This is a genomic window from Actinokineospora terrae (genome assembly GCF_900111175.1).
GTDB classification, from domain to species: domain Bacteria; phylum Actinomycetota; class Actinomycetes; order Mycobacteriales; family Pseudonocardiaceae; genus Actinokineospora; species Actinokineospora terrae.
In genome coordinates this window covers 302,581-316,644 of record NZ_FOGI01000005.1, presented here as the reverse complement: position 1 = coordinate 316,644, position 14,064 = coordinate 302,581, and the positions used below count along the sequence as shown (strand labels likewise).

Genomic DNA, 14,064 nt, shown 5'->3' with positions numbered 1-14,064 from the left:
TCATTTCCGGAGCTTGGGCACCACAGACTCGGCCAGCGCGCGGGCGCCTTCTCCGGACACTCTTAGGTCTACGGGCACGTCGGGTCGGATTCGGACGGAGACTGTGGATCCACTGATGAGCGCCGGGCGGCCGCCTACGTGGTCCGCGTAGTTGGAGTCGTCTTGAAGGGTGGCCGTTAGAGCTACCTCGTTGCGGCCCACGACGCACTTGTCCTCACCTGGCGCGCCTCTAGTGAGTTCGCAAAGCCGCGCCGTCCGCTCCGACTTGGGCAGATCCACGATGTCGGCGCCCGTGAGGTCGACAGGCGCGGTGAGGACCGGCCGCAACGCCGCCAACACCTTGTCCTCCATCGCACTGTCCGAAGGCTCCACGGTCACGTTCACCGAAGTGGCCCCCAGATCCAACCCAGGCCCCCCGAGCCGCACCGTGACGACCCGATCCCCACCCCGCAGCAAACACGCCCCAGCGACCGTCACAGACCCCTGGACCGGCCCCACAACATCCCCCCACGGCAACGCATGGCACAACACCTGCCCAGCCGTCTCGGGAAACACCTCACCCAACGCGTCCCCGCTGACCAGGTGCACCGGCCGCAGGTCGTACTCCCCCAACACCATCCCGGGCTCCTCGGCCGCGGGCGTGGAACACCCCGCCACCACGAGGAACACCGCCAGCAGCACCTTCCGCATACCGGTGACGCTACTCACGATCAGGTGAACCCGCACCGATGCGTACTCCCCGCCCTGGTGGGACTGCCAGTCTCCGGCACCGGGGAGAGGAGATCCATGGGGAGACCTGATCAACCACGCGGACGCGACGGGAAGTGGATCCCGAGGGGCGCGGGCGCGGGTGTGACCGCAGCGGCCGTGGTGGCGGGCTTCGCGATCGTCGGAGGCGGGGGCGGGGGTGCGGCAACTGCCGGGGGCGCGGCCGCCCGGGCCAATGTCGCGGTGCGCCCGGACGCGGCGGCCAAGCCGAACCGGGGTGCCCGCAAGACCAAGGCGGATGAGAACTGGCGCAGGCTGCGGCTGCGGCAGGTGCGGGAGGCCACGGAGAACGCGCTCGACTGCGCCGTCAACTCCTACGGCCAGGTCCGCGACTTCTTCCTCCGCAACCCGTGCGCCGACCTGGACCGCACCCTGTTCACCCTCGCCGATCCCGCGGGCAACACCTTCGTCGTGTCCGTGTCCTGGGTGCGCATGCGGTCCAAGTCGGACGTGCGGCCGCTGAAGGAGCTCATCGACACCGATGGCACCGGCAGCGTCAAGACGGTCGGCTTCGACCTGCTCAAGAGCCAGGGCGTGCGGTTCACCGGCACGCCGTTCCGCTCGCGGCAGACCAAGGACGTCTTGGTCGTCGCCGAAGGCGCTGTGGTGTCGGGCAAGCCGGACCCCGTGCTGTTCGAGCAGACGGTCGACATCGCGGCGGAGTTGCCGCGGTGAGTCAGGTTCGGACGGCTCTGGAGACGGTGCGGAAGGTGATGCCTGCGGCGGTCAGGCGGGTGGTGAGGGCTTCGCCCATGGCGGTGGCGGTGGTCACCTGGCCCGCGGTCGGGGGGAGGTCGTCGGTGGCGAGGCAGAGGGCGGATTCGGCGAGCATCTTGGCGGTCTCGTCGTAGCCGGGGTCGCCGCCGGTGATCTCGGTGTGGACTCGGGTGTCGGCGCCGGTGCCGATGAACGTGGCCTTGAACCAGGAGCGTTCGCGTTGGGCGGGGGTGGGGCCGTCGCCGGGGGGTTTGCGGTTGAGGAGCCAGGTGCGCAGGGGGCGGACCTGGGAAGCCGCGATGAGGCCCGCGGCGCCGCCCGCGACCGCGAGGGCGGTGGGCAAGCGTTTGACAGCCAGGTGGTGGCCGTAGGTGAACTCGGGTCCGTACTGTTCCAGCGCCCGCGCGGACCGCAGCACCACCTGCGGGTCGATGGTCGGTAGCGGTACCGCCCAGATCCCGAGGTCCGCCACCTTCCCCGGCCGCGCCCGGCCCCGCACCCGCCGCACCGGCCTGGGTTCCACCTTGCGGCGTTCCGCGGCCGCCTTCTGCATGTCCCGCAGCCGGGAGAACGCGTTCACGGCCGATTGGAACGTCCCGCCAGAAACCGAAGCCGACACGGTGATGTAACCGTCGACAGTGAGCGGTACGTCGGCTGGGAGCTGGTTGACGGTGTAGAGCACGCCGAGGTCGTAAGGGATGGAGTCGAACCCGCAGCAATGGATCAGCCGCGCGCCCGTTTCGACCGCCTTCGCGTGGTGGCGCAGGTAAGTCCGGTCGACGAACTCAGGCTCACCGGTGAGGTCGACGTAGTCAGTGCCAGCGACCGCGCACGCACCTACCAGCGGATCGCCGTAGGTGATGTAAGGGCCGACGGTGGTGATGACGACCCGGGTCGCCTCCGCGATAGCGGTAAGCGACGCCGGGTCGTTGACATCAGCGGTCAGTAGTTCGAGGTCGTCGATACCGAGGCGTTCACGTACCGCGGCCAGTTTCGCCGGGTTTCGGCCCGCTAGCGCCCACCGCAGGCCGAGCGGCGCGTGTTCCGCGAGGTACTCGGCGGTCAGCCCGCCCGTGAACCCGGTGGCACCGAACAGCACGACGTCGAACCTGCGACCGGTAGGCATGACCACACCTTACCGGCCGGTAACCCGAATGCTCAGCTCCAGAAGACGGCGAGTCCCACGTTGAGCACCACGAGACCGCCCAGGGTCGCGGGCAGCCAGCGCGGGTTGGACTTCTTGGCGATGAACGCGAACGCCAGCCCGAGGATTACCACGACCACCAGCAACTTGATGCCGAGCTTCATGTGGTTGTACTCAGCTCCGGTGAACGGCGCCAACACCATCAGGGCAATCCCGGTGACCAACTGCAACCCCGCACCGTGCAACCAGCCCTTGTTCACCTCTTCGGGGGTGCGGAACTGCAGCAGCAGCGCCCCGATCAGCGCGCCCATGCCGAGCAGGTGCAGGAAGACGAGCAAGTGCCGGACGAACTCCACGCCTAACTCCTTCTCCAGGCCCGCCAGCCGATGACGCCGATCATGGTGCCGAACAGCAGCGAGGCGGCGGTCAGCAGGGCGTGCACGACGAAGAACCCGGTCGGCCCCGGCGCGAACGAGCGCGGGTCGACCCAGATGTTGCGCAGGAACATGGGCCAGATCACCCACGACCACACCCCGAAGCCCACCAGGAACAACGCCGACCGCCGACTCATACGGGCAGTATCCAGCGCCCGGGACCGGCACCCACGTGTGGGTGACAGGCCGGATCGTGGCCGGATCGTGACAGGCCCTACCCTGCAGGGGTGCGCTTCGCAGCCCGCAGGACCGTGACCGCCTTCGTCGTCCCGCTGTGCGCCCTGCTGTTCGGGGCGCTGCTCGCGACCCCGGTCGCCGCGCAGCCGGTGCTCCGCAAGGGCCAGCAGCAGACCACGGGGACCCAGGCGCAGCCGCAGAACAGCGCCCAGTGCCAGAACCACGACCGGCCGCCGCCCCCGGTGGACACCTCGGAGGAGCCCAAGCCGGGCCAGCCGACCCCGGAGCCGCTCCCGGTGCCCAAGGAGCCGGTCGGCGGCACCCGGATGGGCGAGTGCGGCCTCGTGGTGCCCAACGGCGCCAAGGCCGCCATCGCCGGTGACGTCACCTCGGCGTCGTGGGTGATCTCCGACCTCGACACCGGCGAGGTGCTGGCCGCCAAGGACCCGCACGCCAGGGAGCGGCCTGCCTCGCTGATCAAGACGCTGCTCGGGGTGGTGGTCATCCGGGAGCTGCGGCTCGACGAGGTGGTCACCGGCACCGAGGAGGACGCGAACCAGGAGGGCACCAAGGTCGGCATCGGCCCCGGTGGCCAGTACACGGTCCGCCAGCTGCTGTTCGCCCTGCTGATGCGCTCGGGCAACGACGCGGCGCACGCGCTGGCGGCCAAGCTCGGCGGCGTGCCCAGGGCGCTGGAGAAGATGAACGCCCTGGCCAAGGAGCTCGGCGCGTTCGACACCAGGGCGGCGACCCCGTCCGGCCTCGACGGCCCCGGGATGAGCACCTCGGCGTACGACCTGAGCCTGGTGTTCCGCGCCGCGATGAAGCACAAGGAGTTCGCCGAGGCGATCGCGACCAAGTCGCTCGACTTCCCCGGCTACGGCGCCAAGCCCGGCTACAAGGTCATCAACGACAACAAGCTCCTCGGCCGCTACCAGGGCTTCACCGGCGGCAAGACCGGCTTCACCGACGACGCCAGGCACACCTACGTCGGCGGCGCCAAGCGCGGCACCGCCCGCATCGCGGTCGTCCTGCTGCGCGGCGAGCTGAACCCGAACCCGCTGGCCGAGCAGGCCTCCCGGCTCCTGGACTACGGCTTCGCCCTCGCCGCCGAGAACTCCAAGGCCGTCGGCCAGCTCGTCGACCACGCCCCCGAGGCCCAGCCCAAGCAGGACACCGGCCTCGGCACGACCTCCACCAACGACCCCCAGCAGCCCCAGGGCACCCCCGCCCCGGACGCCGCCCTGCCCCCGGACGCCCAGCGCTCCGCCTTCGGCAACTTCGGCGCCCCCCTGGTCGGCCTGGCAGGCGTCGCGATCCTCATCTCGTTCGCCCTGTGGTTCCGCCGCAAACGAGCCCGAGCCGCCCGCGCCCGCCGCGTCGCCGCAGGCTGACCCGCGTTTTCTCGGCCCCGTCCGGCTGCTGCACGCTGCCGGACGGGGCCTTGTGCTGTGTGGCCCCTTGCTCGGCGTGGCCATTCGGTGGGCACCGACTACCTGCCGGGCCCTCAGCGGCTTGTCCAGCCGCCGGGCGTCCTCAGGACAAGCGGGCCTGTATCGCCCTACTGGGCGAACTTCTCCCCCTCACCTCACCCCCGACCGCCCTCCGCCCAGGTCGCCGCCATCCACAACGCCCCAGTTGTCCACAGATCCCGCCAACCCACCCCGTCCCCCCTTGCCACCCGATAGACTGGCGTCGGGGCCGCCCCCCGGAGAGGGTGGGGGCTGGGGTCGGTGATCTTGGTCGGCGCGGCGGAACTGGGGAGCGTCTCCGCGGGGCAGCGACTCGGCGGGGCAGGGGCGGTCAGGCCAGGTGGGGCCGCCAGGGGTGGTCTGCGGGGAGTGCGGCCGCGAGCCAGTGGCGCTGGGTCTCGGTGAGGACGGGCAGCACGGCGGTGAAGTCGGTCCAGTCCTTGGAGCGGGGAGCCTGGGACTTGTAGAACAGCTGCACCTCCGGCGCGAGGTACGGAATGCCGCGCGCGTCCAGCGCCCCCAGAGTGGCGATGGGGCGGCGTAAGCGCGGGTCGCGGCGGGAGGTCCAGTCGGCGGCTGAGGACTCGTCGATCATTAGTTGGAGTTGCCATGGGCCTTCGCCGCGGCGGCACCAGATGTCGTGGACCGTGGTCGGCAGGGACTGTCCCGACAGCCACGGTCGGAGAGTGCCCGGTGGGTCAGCGGCCCACAGTTCCCAGCCCTCTAAGACCTGCTGCACGGCGACGTGGTCTCGACGCAGCAGTAGGACATCGACGTCGTCGTGTTCGCGTACCGGCCGCTCTAGCGCCAGTTCGATCGCATAGCCCCCAGCGATCCACCAAGGAGCCTCGAACGCCGCGAACAGTCGAGCGACTTCCGTGACGGGCAGAGGCTCCCAGGTCACTTGCGGCGGCGCCAAGCCAGGCCCAACAGCGCGCCGACGCCGACGAGGCCGAGGGCTTCGCGGGCGCGCGGGGCGCGAGCGACCTCCACCACCGGCCGGATGACGGCGGGCGGGGGTGCGGCCACGGGTTCGGTGATGATGTTCTCCTTGGCCGTCGCGGTCCAGGCCGTGACGAGCAGGAGGAATCGGGAGACGAGGTTCGCGAACACGAGCAGACCCACGATCGGGCCGATGATCGCGCCCAGCGGCCCGCCCAGCACAACGTTCAGGTACAGCGCGCCGACCAGCTTCAGGATCTCGAACCCGATGGCGGCGGCAAGAGCCCCGCGAACCGCGCTCTTCACGCTCACCGGCTTACGGGGCAGCCGCGCGATCACCCACAAGAACACGAGCCAGTTAGCGCCAATCGACAAGATAGTCGCGACGATGAACAGCACGACCTTGGCCCACCCGTAGCCGCCTAGCCCTACCGCATCCAACAGCGTGTCAGCCAGACCGCTGCCGATCGCGCTAAGACCGAACGACACGGCCATAGCGGCGCCCAAGCCAAGCAGCGCCAACAGGTCCATCAGCATCCCCTTGAAGAACGGGGGCTGCACGAACTTTTGTCCCCACTGCGCGGTGAGCGCGTCGCGCAGGTTGCTCATCCAGCCGAGGCCGGTGTAAGCGGCGGTGAGCAGGCCTATCACGCCGACCTTGCCGCGTTCGTTGATGGCGGTATCGACGAGGCTGTTCAGCGTTTCGCGGATGCTCGTGGGGGCCGCGTTCACGATGCTCTTGCGCAGCTCTTCCAACGTGTCCGGCTGCCCGGTGAGGACAAAGCCGAGGACGGCGACGCCGATGAGCGTCAGCGGGAACAGCGACAGGACGCTGAAGTAGGTGATCGATGCGGCGAAGTGGTTGCCGTACCGCTCGGTGAACGCGTCGAAGGCCCGGATCAGGTGGTCGATGGCTGGCCGCCTGGCGCGCAGCCGGGTCAGCGCCGACTCGTTCTCGGTCACCACGGGAACTCTAGCCGCCCAGGCCACGGCCGCAACGCGAAAGATCTTCACTCGGGCGGGTTTCGGACCAGACCATAGCCCGAACGGGGACAGTTGGGCGGAGATCGGGTGATGATCGTTCACCACGGGCGGGCCGAAGCCCTAGCGTCGGCGGAATCCGTCTCTGCACCGATCACGAAAGGCCACCATGACGCACACCCTCCAGGGCGTCGACGTCGCCGACCTGGTTCCGTCGCTGGGCGCCCAGCACTCCGTCGCCGTGACCAACCACTCCACTGTGGACGGTCGCAACGCCGTCCTGTTCCAGGGCTCGCCGTCGCTGCCGGACAACGCCGTCCCGCTCGCGTGGCTGGCCAGGCTGTCCCGGCCCGGCACGACCGTCACGCTGGAATGGAGCTTGAACTACTGCTTCGTCCACGGCAGGCAGGGCAACCTGCACGACGGCGTCGACTACGGCGGCGCGGGCGTGCTCGATGCCCGACTCGCCCGCTACAACGTGGCCGGTTTGTCCTACCGCGCCGGAACGTTCGGTTTCCGCCGCGAACAGGGCGACCACCCTGACGGCGTGCTGGCGATCTTCCAGGACGACACCGTCCCCGGCCGCGGCGCGTACCGGCGCGGCTGCGTGGGCATCGGCATGGACGGCGCCGCCACCTTCGTCGCCGCCACCGAGCCCGGGGTCGACCTGACCTTCGACCCGCACCCCGAGTACTGGCTGACCCTGGCCCGCTACGCCGCGGGCGCCGTCGTCGACCCGGCCGCGATCCAGGCGGTGCGGCTGACCTTCCCCGGCGGCAAGACCAGGGCGCACGCCACCTTCACCGGCACGACCTGGACCGTGGACTACCGCTAGGCCAGGAACCCGACCTTGTCGTAGACCCGCGCGAGCGTGGCCGAGGCGACCTCTCTGGCCCGCTCAGCGCCCGCGCGCAGCACCTTGTCCAGCTCGGCCGGATCATCCAAATAGGACTTGACCCGGTCGCGCACCGGCGTGGCGAACTCGGCGACGACCTCGCCGAGGTCCTTCTTCAGGTCGCCGTAGCCCTTGCCGTCGTAGGCCGCCTGCAGGTCGTCGACCGTGCGGTCGGTCAGCGCGGAGTAGATGCCGAGCAGGTTGCTGACCCCGGGCTTGGTCTCGGGGTCGAACACGACCTCGCGGCCGGTGTCGGTGACGGCGGAGCGGATCTTCTTGGCCGAGACCTTCGGGTCGTCGAGCAACTCGATGATGCCGTTAGCGCTAGAGGCCGACTTGCTCATCTTCGCCGTCGGGTCCTGGAGGTCGTAGATCTTGGCGGTGCCCTTGAGGATGTAGGGCTCCGGCGGCGTGAACGTCTTGCCGAACCTGGAGTTGAACCGCAGCGCGAGGTCGCGGGTCAGCTCCAGGTGCTGGCGCTGGTCCTCGCCGACCGGCACGTACTGCGGCCGGTAGAGCAGGATGTCGGCCGCCTGCAGCACCGGGTAGGTGAACAGCCCCACGCTGACCACGCCCTGCTTGGCCGACTTGTCCTTGAACTGGGTCATCCTGCTGGCCTCGCCGAACCCGGTCAGGCACTGCATGACCCAGCCCAGCTCGGCGTGCTCGGGCACCTGGCTCTGCACGAACAGGGTGGCCTTGGCCGGATCGAGACCCAGCGCCAGCAGCTGCGCGGCGGAGACCCTGGTGCGCTTGCGCAGCAGCTTCGGGTCGTGCTCCACGGTGATCGCGTGCAGGTCGGCCAGGAAGTAGAAGGCGTCGTGCGTGTCCTGCAGCGCCACCCACTGGCGGACGGCACCGAGGTAGTTGCCGAGGTGGAAGGAGTCGGCGGTCGGCTGGATGCCGGACAACACGCGCGGCTTGCGCTCCGGTGCCTGGCTGCTGTCGGTGGACACGGCTCCCAGTGTCTCAGGCGCGGCCCCCGCCACCCGCGCTGGCCCAACCGGCGGATTGTGCCCACCGTCCCAAGGTGACAGGTTCTGCGCAGGCCATGCCAGGTGCGTGTGCGCCCGACCGGCGTAGGCAGGGCCTCCCGATCCCCGACCTGGAGGTTCCCCCAGTGCAGAGACGTTCCCGAATCCGCCTGCTCGGCGCCGCGGTGGTGCTCGCCACCGCAGCGACCGGTCCGGCGACCGCCGCGGGCCAGGCCACGGCCGCGCAGCCCGCAACCCCGGCCGCGTCGGCGGCGGGTGGGGCGCACTTCGTCGTCCTCGGTGACGAGCACCGCGGCCTGGCGCAGGTCGAGCGCGCGGTGCGCGACTCCGGCGGCACCGTGGTCAAGAGCTGGCCGCAGATCGGCGTCGTCATCGCGACCTCGACCAGCGCGGACTTCGCCACCGTCGTGCGCCGCAAGAACGGCGTGCGCGGCGCGGGCGCGACCCGCAACCTCGCCGAGCTGGCCACCACCCCGCCCGCGGCGCGCATCGCGGCCGGGGCGGACGCCAAGTCGCTCGAGGCCACCGAGGCCGTCGTCACCAACGGCGGCAAGGGCAAGCCGACCGACCCGGGCGACCCGCTGAGCGTCAACCAGTGGAACCTCGGCGCGATCAAGGCCGACCAGGCGCACGCCCGCTCCGGCGGCAGCCCCAACGTCGTCGTCGGCGTGCTCGACTCCGGCATCGAGGCCACCCACCCCGACCTCGCGGCCAACGTCGACGCGTCCCGCTCGGTCGGCTGCACCAACGAGGGCGTCCCGGACACCGCCCCGGCCGCCTGGGCGCCGACCACCAGCGACCACGGCACCCACGTCGCGGGCATCATCGCCGCGGCCAAGAACGGTGTCGGCGTCGTCGGCGTCGCCCCGAACGTCAAGCTGGCCTCGGTGAAGGTCGTCGACGACGAGGGCTTCATCTACCCCGAGTACGCGATCTGCGGGTTCGTGTGGGCGGCCGAGAAGGGCATCCACGTCACCAACAACTCGTACTTCATCGACCCGTGGTTCCTGTGGTGCCGCACCGACGCCGACCAGCGCGCCGTGATCACCGCCGTGACCCGCGCGGTCGACTACTCGGCCCGCCGCGGCGTGGTGAACGTCGCCGCGCTCGGCAACAGCAACTGGGACCTCTCGCACGACATCACCGACTCGGGCAGCCCGAACAACGGCACCCCGACGACCCGCGAGACCGGCCCGGAGTGCTTCAACCTGCCCAGCGAGATCGACGGCGTCGTCGGGGTCTCCTCGACCGGCGTGAAGAACGAGAAGTCCTACTTCTCCAACTACGGCATCACCGAGACCGACGTCGCCGCCCCCGGCGGTGACCGCATGCAGGTCCCGAGCACGCCCGACGCCAACGGCCGCATCCTCTCGACCGTGGTCGGTGGCGCGTGGGGCTACAAGCAGGGCACCTCGATGGCGTCCCCGCACGCCGCCGGTGTGGTCGCGCTGATCCGCTCGACGCACCGCTACTGGCCCGCCCCGGTCGTCATCGGCGCGCTGCACGTCGGCGCCGACAAGCTGCCGTGCCCGCCCGGCGTGTACGACCCGGACGGCACCGGCGTCTGGGCGGCCACCTGTGAGGGCGGCAAGTCCGGTCGTGGCTTCTACGGCTCCGGCCTGATCGACGCCCTGGCGGCGGTCCGCTAGCACTGCCCTGGCGGCGGTCCGCTAGCACTGCCCTGGCAGCGGTCAGGTAGTTCTAAAGGCTGGTTCTGACGACAAGAGGCCCCCCGCTTGTGGCGGGGGGCCTCTTGCGTGCTCTGGATCAGGCCGGGTTGTCGGCCTGCGAACGCCTCGGCGCGGGCACCTTCAACGGCGCGACCACCACGGGCGTGACGGGCGCCTTCGACGCCTTGCGCCTGCGCAGCAGACCCACCGCGAGCCCACCGGCCCCCACCGCCACCGCCGCGATCCCGACCGGACCGGCCACGGTGAACGGGACACTGCTCTCGACCGTCCCCCCGGTCGCCGCCGACGCACCCTGCGCGGACTCGACCAGGAAGACCGCGGCCACCGACCCGGCGACCGCCACGCGCGACCCCAGCGAGCGCGCAGACCACACGCTCACGAATCGACACCCTTAGACACTGCTGTACCGTCCCTCGATTGGACTAGCACCATCGGCCTGGTCCCCGGAACCCGCGACCGATCGTGGCGGTCAAGACCGCACGTTCGGCTGACGCGAGCGAGACTATCCCCCTCCCGTACCCCTCGCGGCACGGGGTAGTCGATCACCAAACCGCCACCTGGCTGCCCGCCGCGTGTCCCCGCTCACAGCAAGCGCACCCCGACCTGCGGAACACCCAGTGCCCGCCCGACCGCACCTCGTGACCCACAGTCCACCCACAAGAGTGACCCCCGCTCCGGCGCGCCGCGGCCCGCCCGCTCACTCGGCGGGCGGCCAGTCGTAGACGGCGGTGACGGGGGCGTGGTCGGTCCAGCGGGCGTCGTAGCTCTCGGGGCGTTCGACGGTGATGGAGTGGGTGCGGGTGGCCAGGCGCGGGGTGGAGACGTGCAGGTCGATGCGCCAGCCGGAGTCGTTGTCGAAGGCCTTGCCGCGGTAGGACCACCAGGTGTACGGGCCCGGCCCGTCCGGGTGGAGCTGGCGCAGGACGTCGCGGTAACCGGCCTCGTCGAAGACCCGGGTCATCCAGGCGCGTTCGCCGGGGGTGAAGCCCGCGTTCTTGCGGTTGGCCTTCCAGGCCTTGAGGTCGATCTCCTGGTGCGCGATGTTCCAGTCGCCGCAGACCAGGACCTCGCGGCCGTCGGTGGCGGCCTTGGCGCGGAGTTCGACGAGGTAGGGCAGGAAGGTCGCCATGAAGCGCTCCTTCTGGTCCTGCCGCAGCGTGCCGACCTCGCCGCTGGGCAGGTACACGCTGGCCACGACCAGGTTCGGGAACCAGGCCTCCACGTACCGGCCGCTGGCCTCGAACTCGGGGACGCCGAAGCCGACCCTGGTGGCCTCCGGCTCGGCCCGCGAGTACACGGCGACACCGTTGCGGCCGCGCAGCAGGGTGGACTCGGCGTGCACGGCGTGCCAGCCGTCGCTGAGCTCGCCCGGGAGCTCCTCGACGGGGGCGCGCACCTCTTGCAGGCACACGACGTCGGCCTCGGTGGTCGCCAGCCAGTCCAGGAAGCCCTTCTTGGCGGCGGCGCGCAGGCCATTCACGTTGACAGTGGAGACAGTCAGCACGCGAACACCCTAGTGACCGGGCTACCGCCTACCCGCAGTCGCGCCCGTCGAGCGGCTTGAGGAACTCCGTCGCCGCCCACCGGTTCTCGCCCAGCTTCCGGAACCCGTTCTGCACGACCTTCTCGGCGTCGGTCTCCGCCCCGGTCTTGAACTTCCCGACCACCGCCGCAGCCGCCTCAGGAGCAGCCCGCACATTCAGAACGTCAGCGGTCACCGCCACCCGACACCCCCCAACCCCACTGGCAGGCGACGACTGACCACTCGGCGGATCGACCCCCATCGAATAAATGATGGCCACAGCGACGATCCCACCACCGACGAGCAGGGTCCCCTTGGGCAACAACACGACTCACACTCCACAGCGCGCGGACGGCTCTCCCCCACGGTCCCGCACCCCACCACACCAGCGCCAGTGCCAAACACCCGAACCACCCACTGGAGCCAACCCCCAGCACCGACAGTCACAACCCCCGCCCCTCGTGAACGTTGGTCCGAACGGGCCCCAAACAACGTTGGCCCACACCCGCCCCTCACAGGCGCTGGCCCCCAGCGCGCTCCCCTGCAGCATTGGCCTGACGTGCCCCTCTACGACGTTGGCCACCAACCGCTCCTCGGAGTCGCTGGTGCCAACCCGGCTCGATGGGGCGGACTTGTTTTTGTGTGGGGGAACGGCACCCGTAGCGTCGTTCGCGGACAGGGCCACGCTTTTCGGCCCCTGCTTTGCGGTCCTGCCACGGGTGTCGTAGGGGCCCGCACAAAACAAGCTCGCCCCATCGAGCAAAGCTCGAAACTCGCGCCCCCACGCAATGCCGAAGGCGAGCCGTTGACCGTCGACGCCGCAGGCGAGCACGAGAGCCGGACACCCCCCAGCTCAAGATCAAACCCACCACAGCAGCCCCCGATACACAGCTTACCGGCGGCCACCGACAAAACAGGCGCAGCAAGCAGCCACCCTGTGGACAACCCCCGAAAAGCAAACGGCCCCCGCGCCGAAGCGCGAGGGCCGTCTCCACAAACACTCAGCCCGCAGCCTTCTGCAGGTTCTCATCCAGCGTGGCCAAGAAGTCCTCAGTCGTCTGCCACTCCTGGTCCTTGCCGACCAGCAGTGCCAGGTCCTTGGTCATCTTGCCGCTCTCGACGGTTTCGATGACGACGCGCTCGAGGGTCTGGGCGAAGCCGGTGACCTCGGGGGTGTTGTCGAGCTTGCCGCGGTGGGCCAGGCCTCGGGTCCAGGCGTAGATGGACGCGATGGGGTTGGTCGAGGTCGGCTTGCCCGCCTGGTGCTGGCGGTAGTGGCGGGTGACGGTGCCGTGGGCGGCCTCCGCCTCGACGGTGCGGCCGTCCGGGGTGGACAGGACGGAGGTCATCAGGCCGAGGGAGCCGAAGCCCTGCGCGACGGTGTCGGACTGGACGTCGCCGTCGTAGTTCTTGCAGGCCCAGACGTAGCCGCCCTCCCACTTGAGCGCGGCGGCGACCATGTCGTCGATGAGCCGGTGCTCGTAGGTGAGGCCCTTGGCCTCGAAGTCGGCCTTGAACTCCGCCTCGAACACGGCCTGGAAGATGTCCTTGAAGGCACCGTCGTAGGCCTTGAGGATGGTGTTCTTGGTCGACAGGTAGACCGGGTACTCGCGCTGCAGGCCGTAGGAGAACGACGCGCGGGCGAAGTCCTCGATCGACTTGTTGTAGTTGTACATGCCCATCGCGACGCCGCCGTCGGGGCCGTAGTTGGCCACCACGTGCTTGATCGGCTCGGAGCCGTCCTGCGGCGTGAAGGTGATGGTCAGCTCACCGGCGCCGGGGACCTTGAAGTTGGTGGCCTTGTACTGGTCGCCGTGGGCGTGGCGGCCGATGATGATCGGCTTGGTCCAGCCGGGCACCAGCCGGGGGATGTTGGAGATGATGATCGGCTCGCGGAACACCACGCCGCCGAGGATGTTGCGGATCGTGCCGTTGGGCGAGACCCACATCTTCTTCAGGCCGAACTCCTCGACCCGCGCCTCGTCCGGGGTGATGGTGGCGCACTTGACGCCGACCCCGTGCTGCTTGATGGCGTTGGCGGCGTCGATGGTCACCTGGTCGTCGGTGGCGTCGCGGTGCTCGATGCCCAGGTCGTAGTACTCCAGGTCCACGTCCAGGTAGGGGTGGACCAGCTTGTCCTTGATGAACTGCCAGATGATCCGGGTCATCTCGTCGCCGTCGAGTTCGACGACCTTCCCCTGGACCTTGATCTTGGCCATGAGCCGCGGTGCTCCTCTCGCCTTTTGCGCCATAAAACGGTACAAGCGTACTGCTATCCGGGCGCGCGGTGCCTGTGGGCACGGTCACCCGAAGGGTAGGTCCGTCA

Annotated in this window: 15 protein-coding genes; 4 read left to right on the top strand and 11 right to left on the bottom strand. The window is 69.8% G+C overall.

Translation table 11 applies throughout. From position 1 onward, the window contains the following. Window positions 1-690, bottom strand: a complete 690-nt coding sequence (locus BMY07_RS12975) for a hypothetical protein (RefSeq protein WP_143073459.1) — start codon at window positions 688-690, stop codon at window positions 1-3. 162 nt (window positions 691-852) lie between these two features. Here BMY07_RS12975 and BMY07_RS12970 point away from each other — a divergent pair, with 162 nt between their 5' ends. Then, window positions 853-1,443: a hypothetical protein gene (locus BMY07_RS12970; RefSeq protein ID WP_092777922.1), complete on the top strand. Its 591-nt coding sequence runs from the start codon at window positions 853-855 to the stop codon at window positions 1,441-1,443. 1 nt (window position 1,444) lies between these two features. Here BMY07_RS12970 and BMY07_RS12965 read toward each other — a convergent pair whose 3' ends face one another. The 3 genes from BMY07_RS12965 to BMY07_RS12955 are packed head-to-tail and all read right to left on the bottom strand — an operon-like array spanning window position 1,445 to window position 3,200. Further along, window positions 1,445-2,611: a saccharopine dehydrogenase family protein gene (locus BMY07_RS12965; protein ID WP_092777920.1), complete on the bottom strand. Its 1,167-nt coding sequence runs from the start codon at window positions 2,609-2,611 to the stop codon at window positions 1,445-1,447. A 32-nt stretch (window positions 2,612-2,643) separates the two neighbouring features. Continuing rightward, window positions 2,644-2,985 carry a hypothetical protein gene (locus BMY07_RS12960; protein WP_092777918.1) on the bottom strand — a complete coding sequence of 114 codons (342 nt, stop codon included), beginning with the start codon at window positions 2,983-2,985 and terminating at the stop codon, window positions 2,644-2,646. Window positions 2,986-2,987: 2 nt separating this feature from the next. Then, the gene (locus tag BMY07_RS12955; RefSeq protein ID WP_092777916.1) at window positions 2,988-3,200 is read right to left on the bottom strand and encodes an SCO4848 family membrane protein; all 213 of its coding nucleotides are present in this window, start codon (window positions 3,198-3,200) and stop codon (window positions 2,988-2,990) included. Window positions 3,201-3,290: 90 nt separating this feature from the next. Between BMY07_RS12955 and BMY07_RS12950 the strand changes: the two genes are divergently transcribed. Next, a complete protein-coding gene (locus tag BMY07_RS12950; protein ID WP_245782351.1) occupies window positions 3,291-4,634 on the top strand; it encodes a D-alanyl-D-alanine carboxypeptidase family protein in 1,344 nt (447 codons plus the stop codon). Between the two features lie 409 nt (window positions 4,635-5,043). Here the strand turns inward: BMY07_RS12950 and BMY07_RS12945 are convergent, their stop codons facing one another. Together BMY07_RS12945 and yhjD are read right to left on the bottom strand one after the other, a co-directional pair. Beyond that, window positions 5,044-5,616, bottom strand: coding sequence for a nucleotidyltransferase domain-containing protein (locus tag BMY07_RS12945; protein ID WP_143073458.1), 573 nt, complete (start codon window positions 5,614-5,616; stop codon window positions 5,044-5,046). Then, a complete protein-coding gene (gene yhjD, locus BMY07_RS12940) occupies window positions 5,613-6,620 on the bottom strand; it encodes an inner membrane protein YhjD (RefSeq protein WP_425426275.1) in 1,008 nt (335 codons plus the stop codon). Before yhjD ends, BMY07_RS12945 begins: the two co-directional genes overlap by 4 nt. A 184-nt stretch (window positions 6,621-6,804) precedes the next feature. Here yhjD and BMY07_RS12935 point away from each other — a divergent pair, with 184 nt between their 5' ends. Beyond that, a complete protein-coding gene (locus BMY07_RS12935; protein WP_092777912.1) occupies window positions 6,805-7,470 on the top strand; it encodes a hypothetical protein in 666 nt (221 codons plus the stop codon). Here BMY07_RS12935 and trpS read toward each other — a convergent pair. After that, a complete protein-coding gene (trpS, locus tag BMY07_RS12930) occupies window positions 7,467-8,486 on the bottom strand; it encodes a tryptophan--tRNA ligase (protein WP_092777910.1) in 1,020 nt (339 codons plus the stop codon). The genes BMY07_RS12935 and trpS overlap by 4 nt on opposite strands. A 164-nt stretch (window positions 8,487-8,650) precedes the next feature. Here trpS and BMY07_RS12925 point away from each other — a divergent pair, with 164 nt between their 5' ends. Beyond that, on the top strand, window positions 8,651-10,174 hold the full coding sequence (locus BMY07_RS12925; protein WP_245782349.1) for a S8 family peptidase: 1,524 nt from the start codon (window positions 8,651-8,653) through the stop codon (window positions 10,172-10,174). A 118-nt stretch (window positions 10,175-10,292) separates the two neighbouring features. On the opposite strand, the gene BMY07_RS12920 is transcribed toward BMY07_RS12925, so the two are convergent. The 4 genes from BMY07_RS12920 to BMY07_RS12905 all read right to left on the bottom strand — a co-directional run bounded on the left by BMY07_RS12920 (window position 10,293) and on the right by BMY07_RS12905 (window position 13,957). Continuing rightward, window positions 10,293-10,595, bottom strand: coding sequence for a hypothetical protein (locus BMY07_RS12920; protein ID WP_143073457.1), 303 nt, complete (start codon window positions 10,593-10,595; stop codon window positions 10,293-10,295). A 318-nt stretch (window positions 10,596-10,913) separates the two neighbouring features. Beyond that, the gene (locus BMY07_RS12915; protein WP_092777904.1) at window positions 10,914-11,720 is read right to left on the bottom strand and encodes an exodeoxyribonuclease III; all 807 of its coding nucleotides are present in this window, start codon (window positions 11,718-11,720) and stop codon (window positions 10,914-10,916) included. Window positions 11,721-11,748: 28 nt separating this feature from the next. After that, window positions 11,749-11,934 carry a hypothetical protein gene (locus BMY07_RS35345; RefSeq protein WP_245782348.1) on the bottom strand — a complete coding sequence of 62 codons (186 nt, stop codon included), beginning with the start codon at window positions 11,932-11,934 and terminating at the stop codon, window positions 11,749-11,751. Window positions 11,935-12,739: 805 nt separating this feature from the next. Next, complete coding sequence (locus BMY07_RS12905; RefSeq protein WP_092777902.1) at window positions 12,740-13,957, bottom strand: NADP-dependent isocitrate dehydrogenase; 1,218 nt, start codon at window positions 13,955-13,957, stop codon at window positions 12,740-12,742. Window positions 13,958-14,064: the final 107 nt, after the last annotated feature.

Coding starts and splice junctions, on each gene's coding strand:
- BMY07_RS12975 (WP_143073459.1), bottom strand. CDS start 690: ATGCGGAAGGTGCTGCTGGCGGTGTTCCTCGTGGTGGCGGGGTGTTCC.
- BMY07_RS12935 (WP_092777912.1), top strand. CDS start 6,805: ATGACGCACACCCTCCAGGGCGTCGACGTCGCCGACCTGGTTCCGTCG.
- BMY07_RS12905 (WP_092777902.1), bottom strand. CDS start 13,957: ATGGCCAAGATCAAGGTCCAGGGGAAGGTCGTCGAACTCGACGGCGAC.
- BMY07_RS12965 (WP_092777920.1), bottom strand. CDS start 2,611: ATGCCTACCGGTCGCAGGTTCGACGTCGTGCTGTTCGGTGCCACCGGG.
- BMY07_RS12955 (WP_092777916.1), bottom strand. CDS start 3,200: ATGAGTCGGCGGTCGGCGTTGTTCCTGGTGGGCTTCGGGGTGTGGTCG.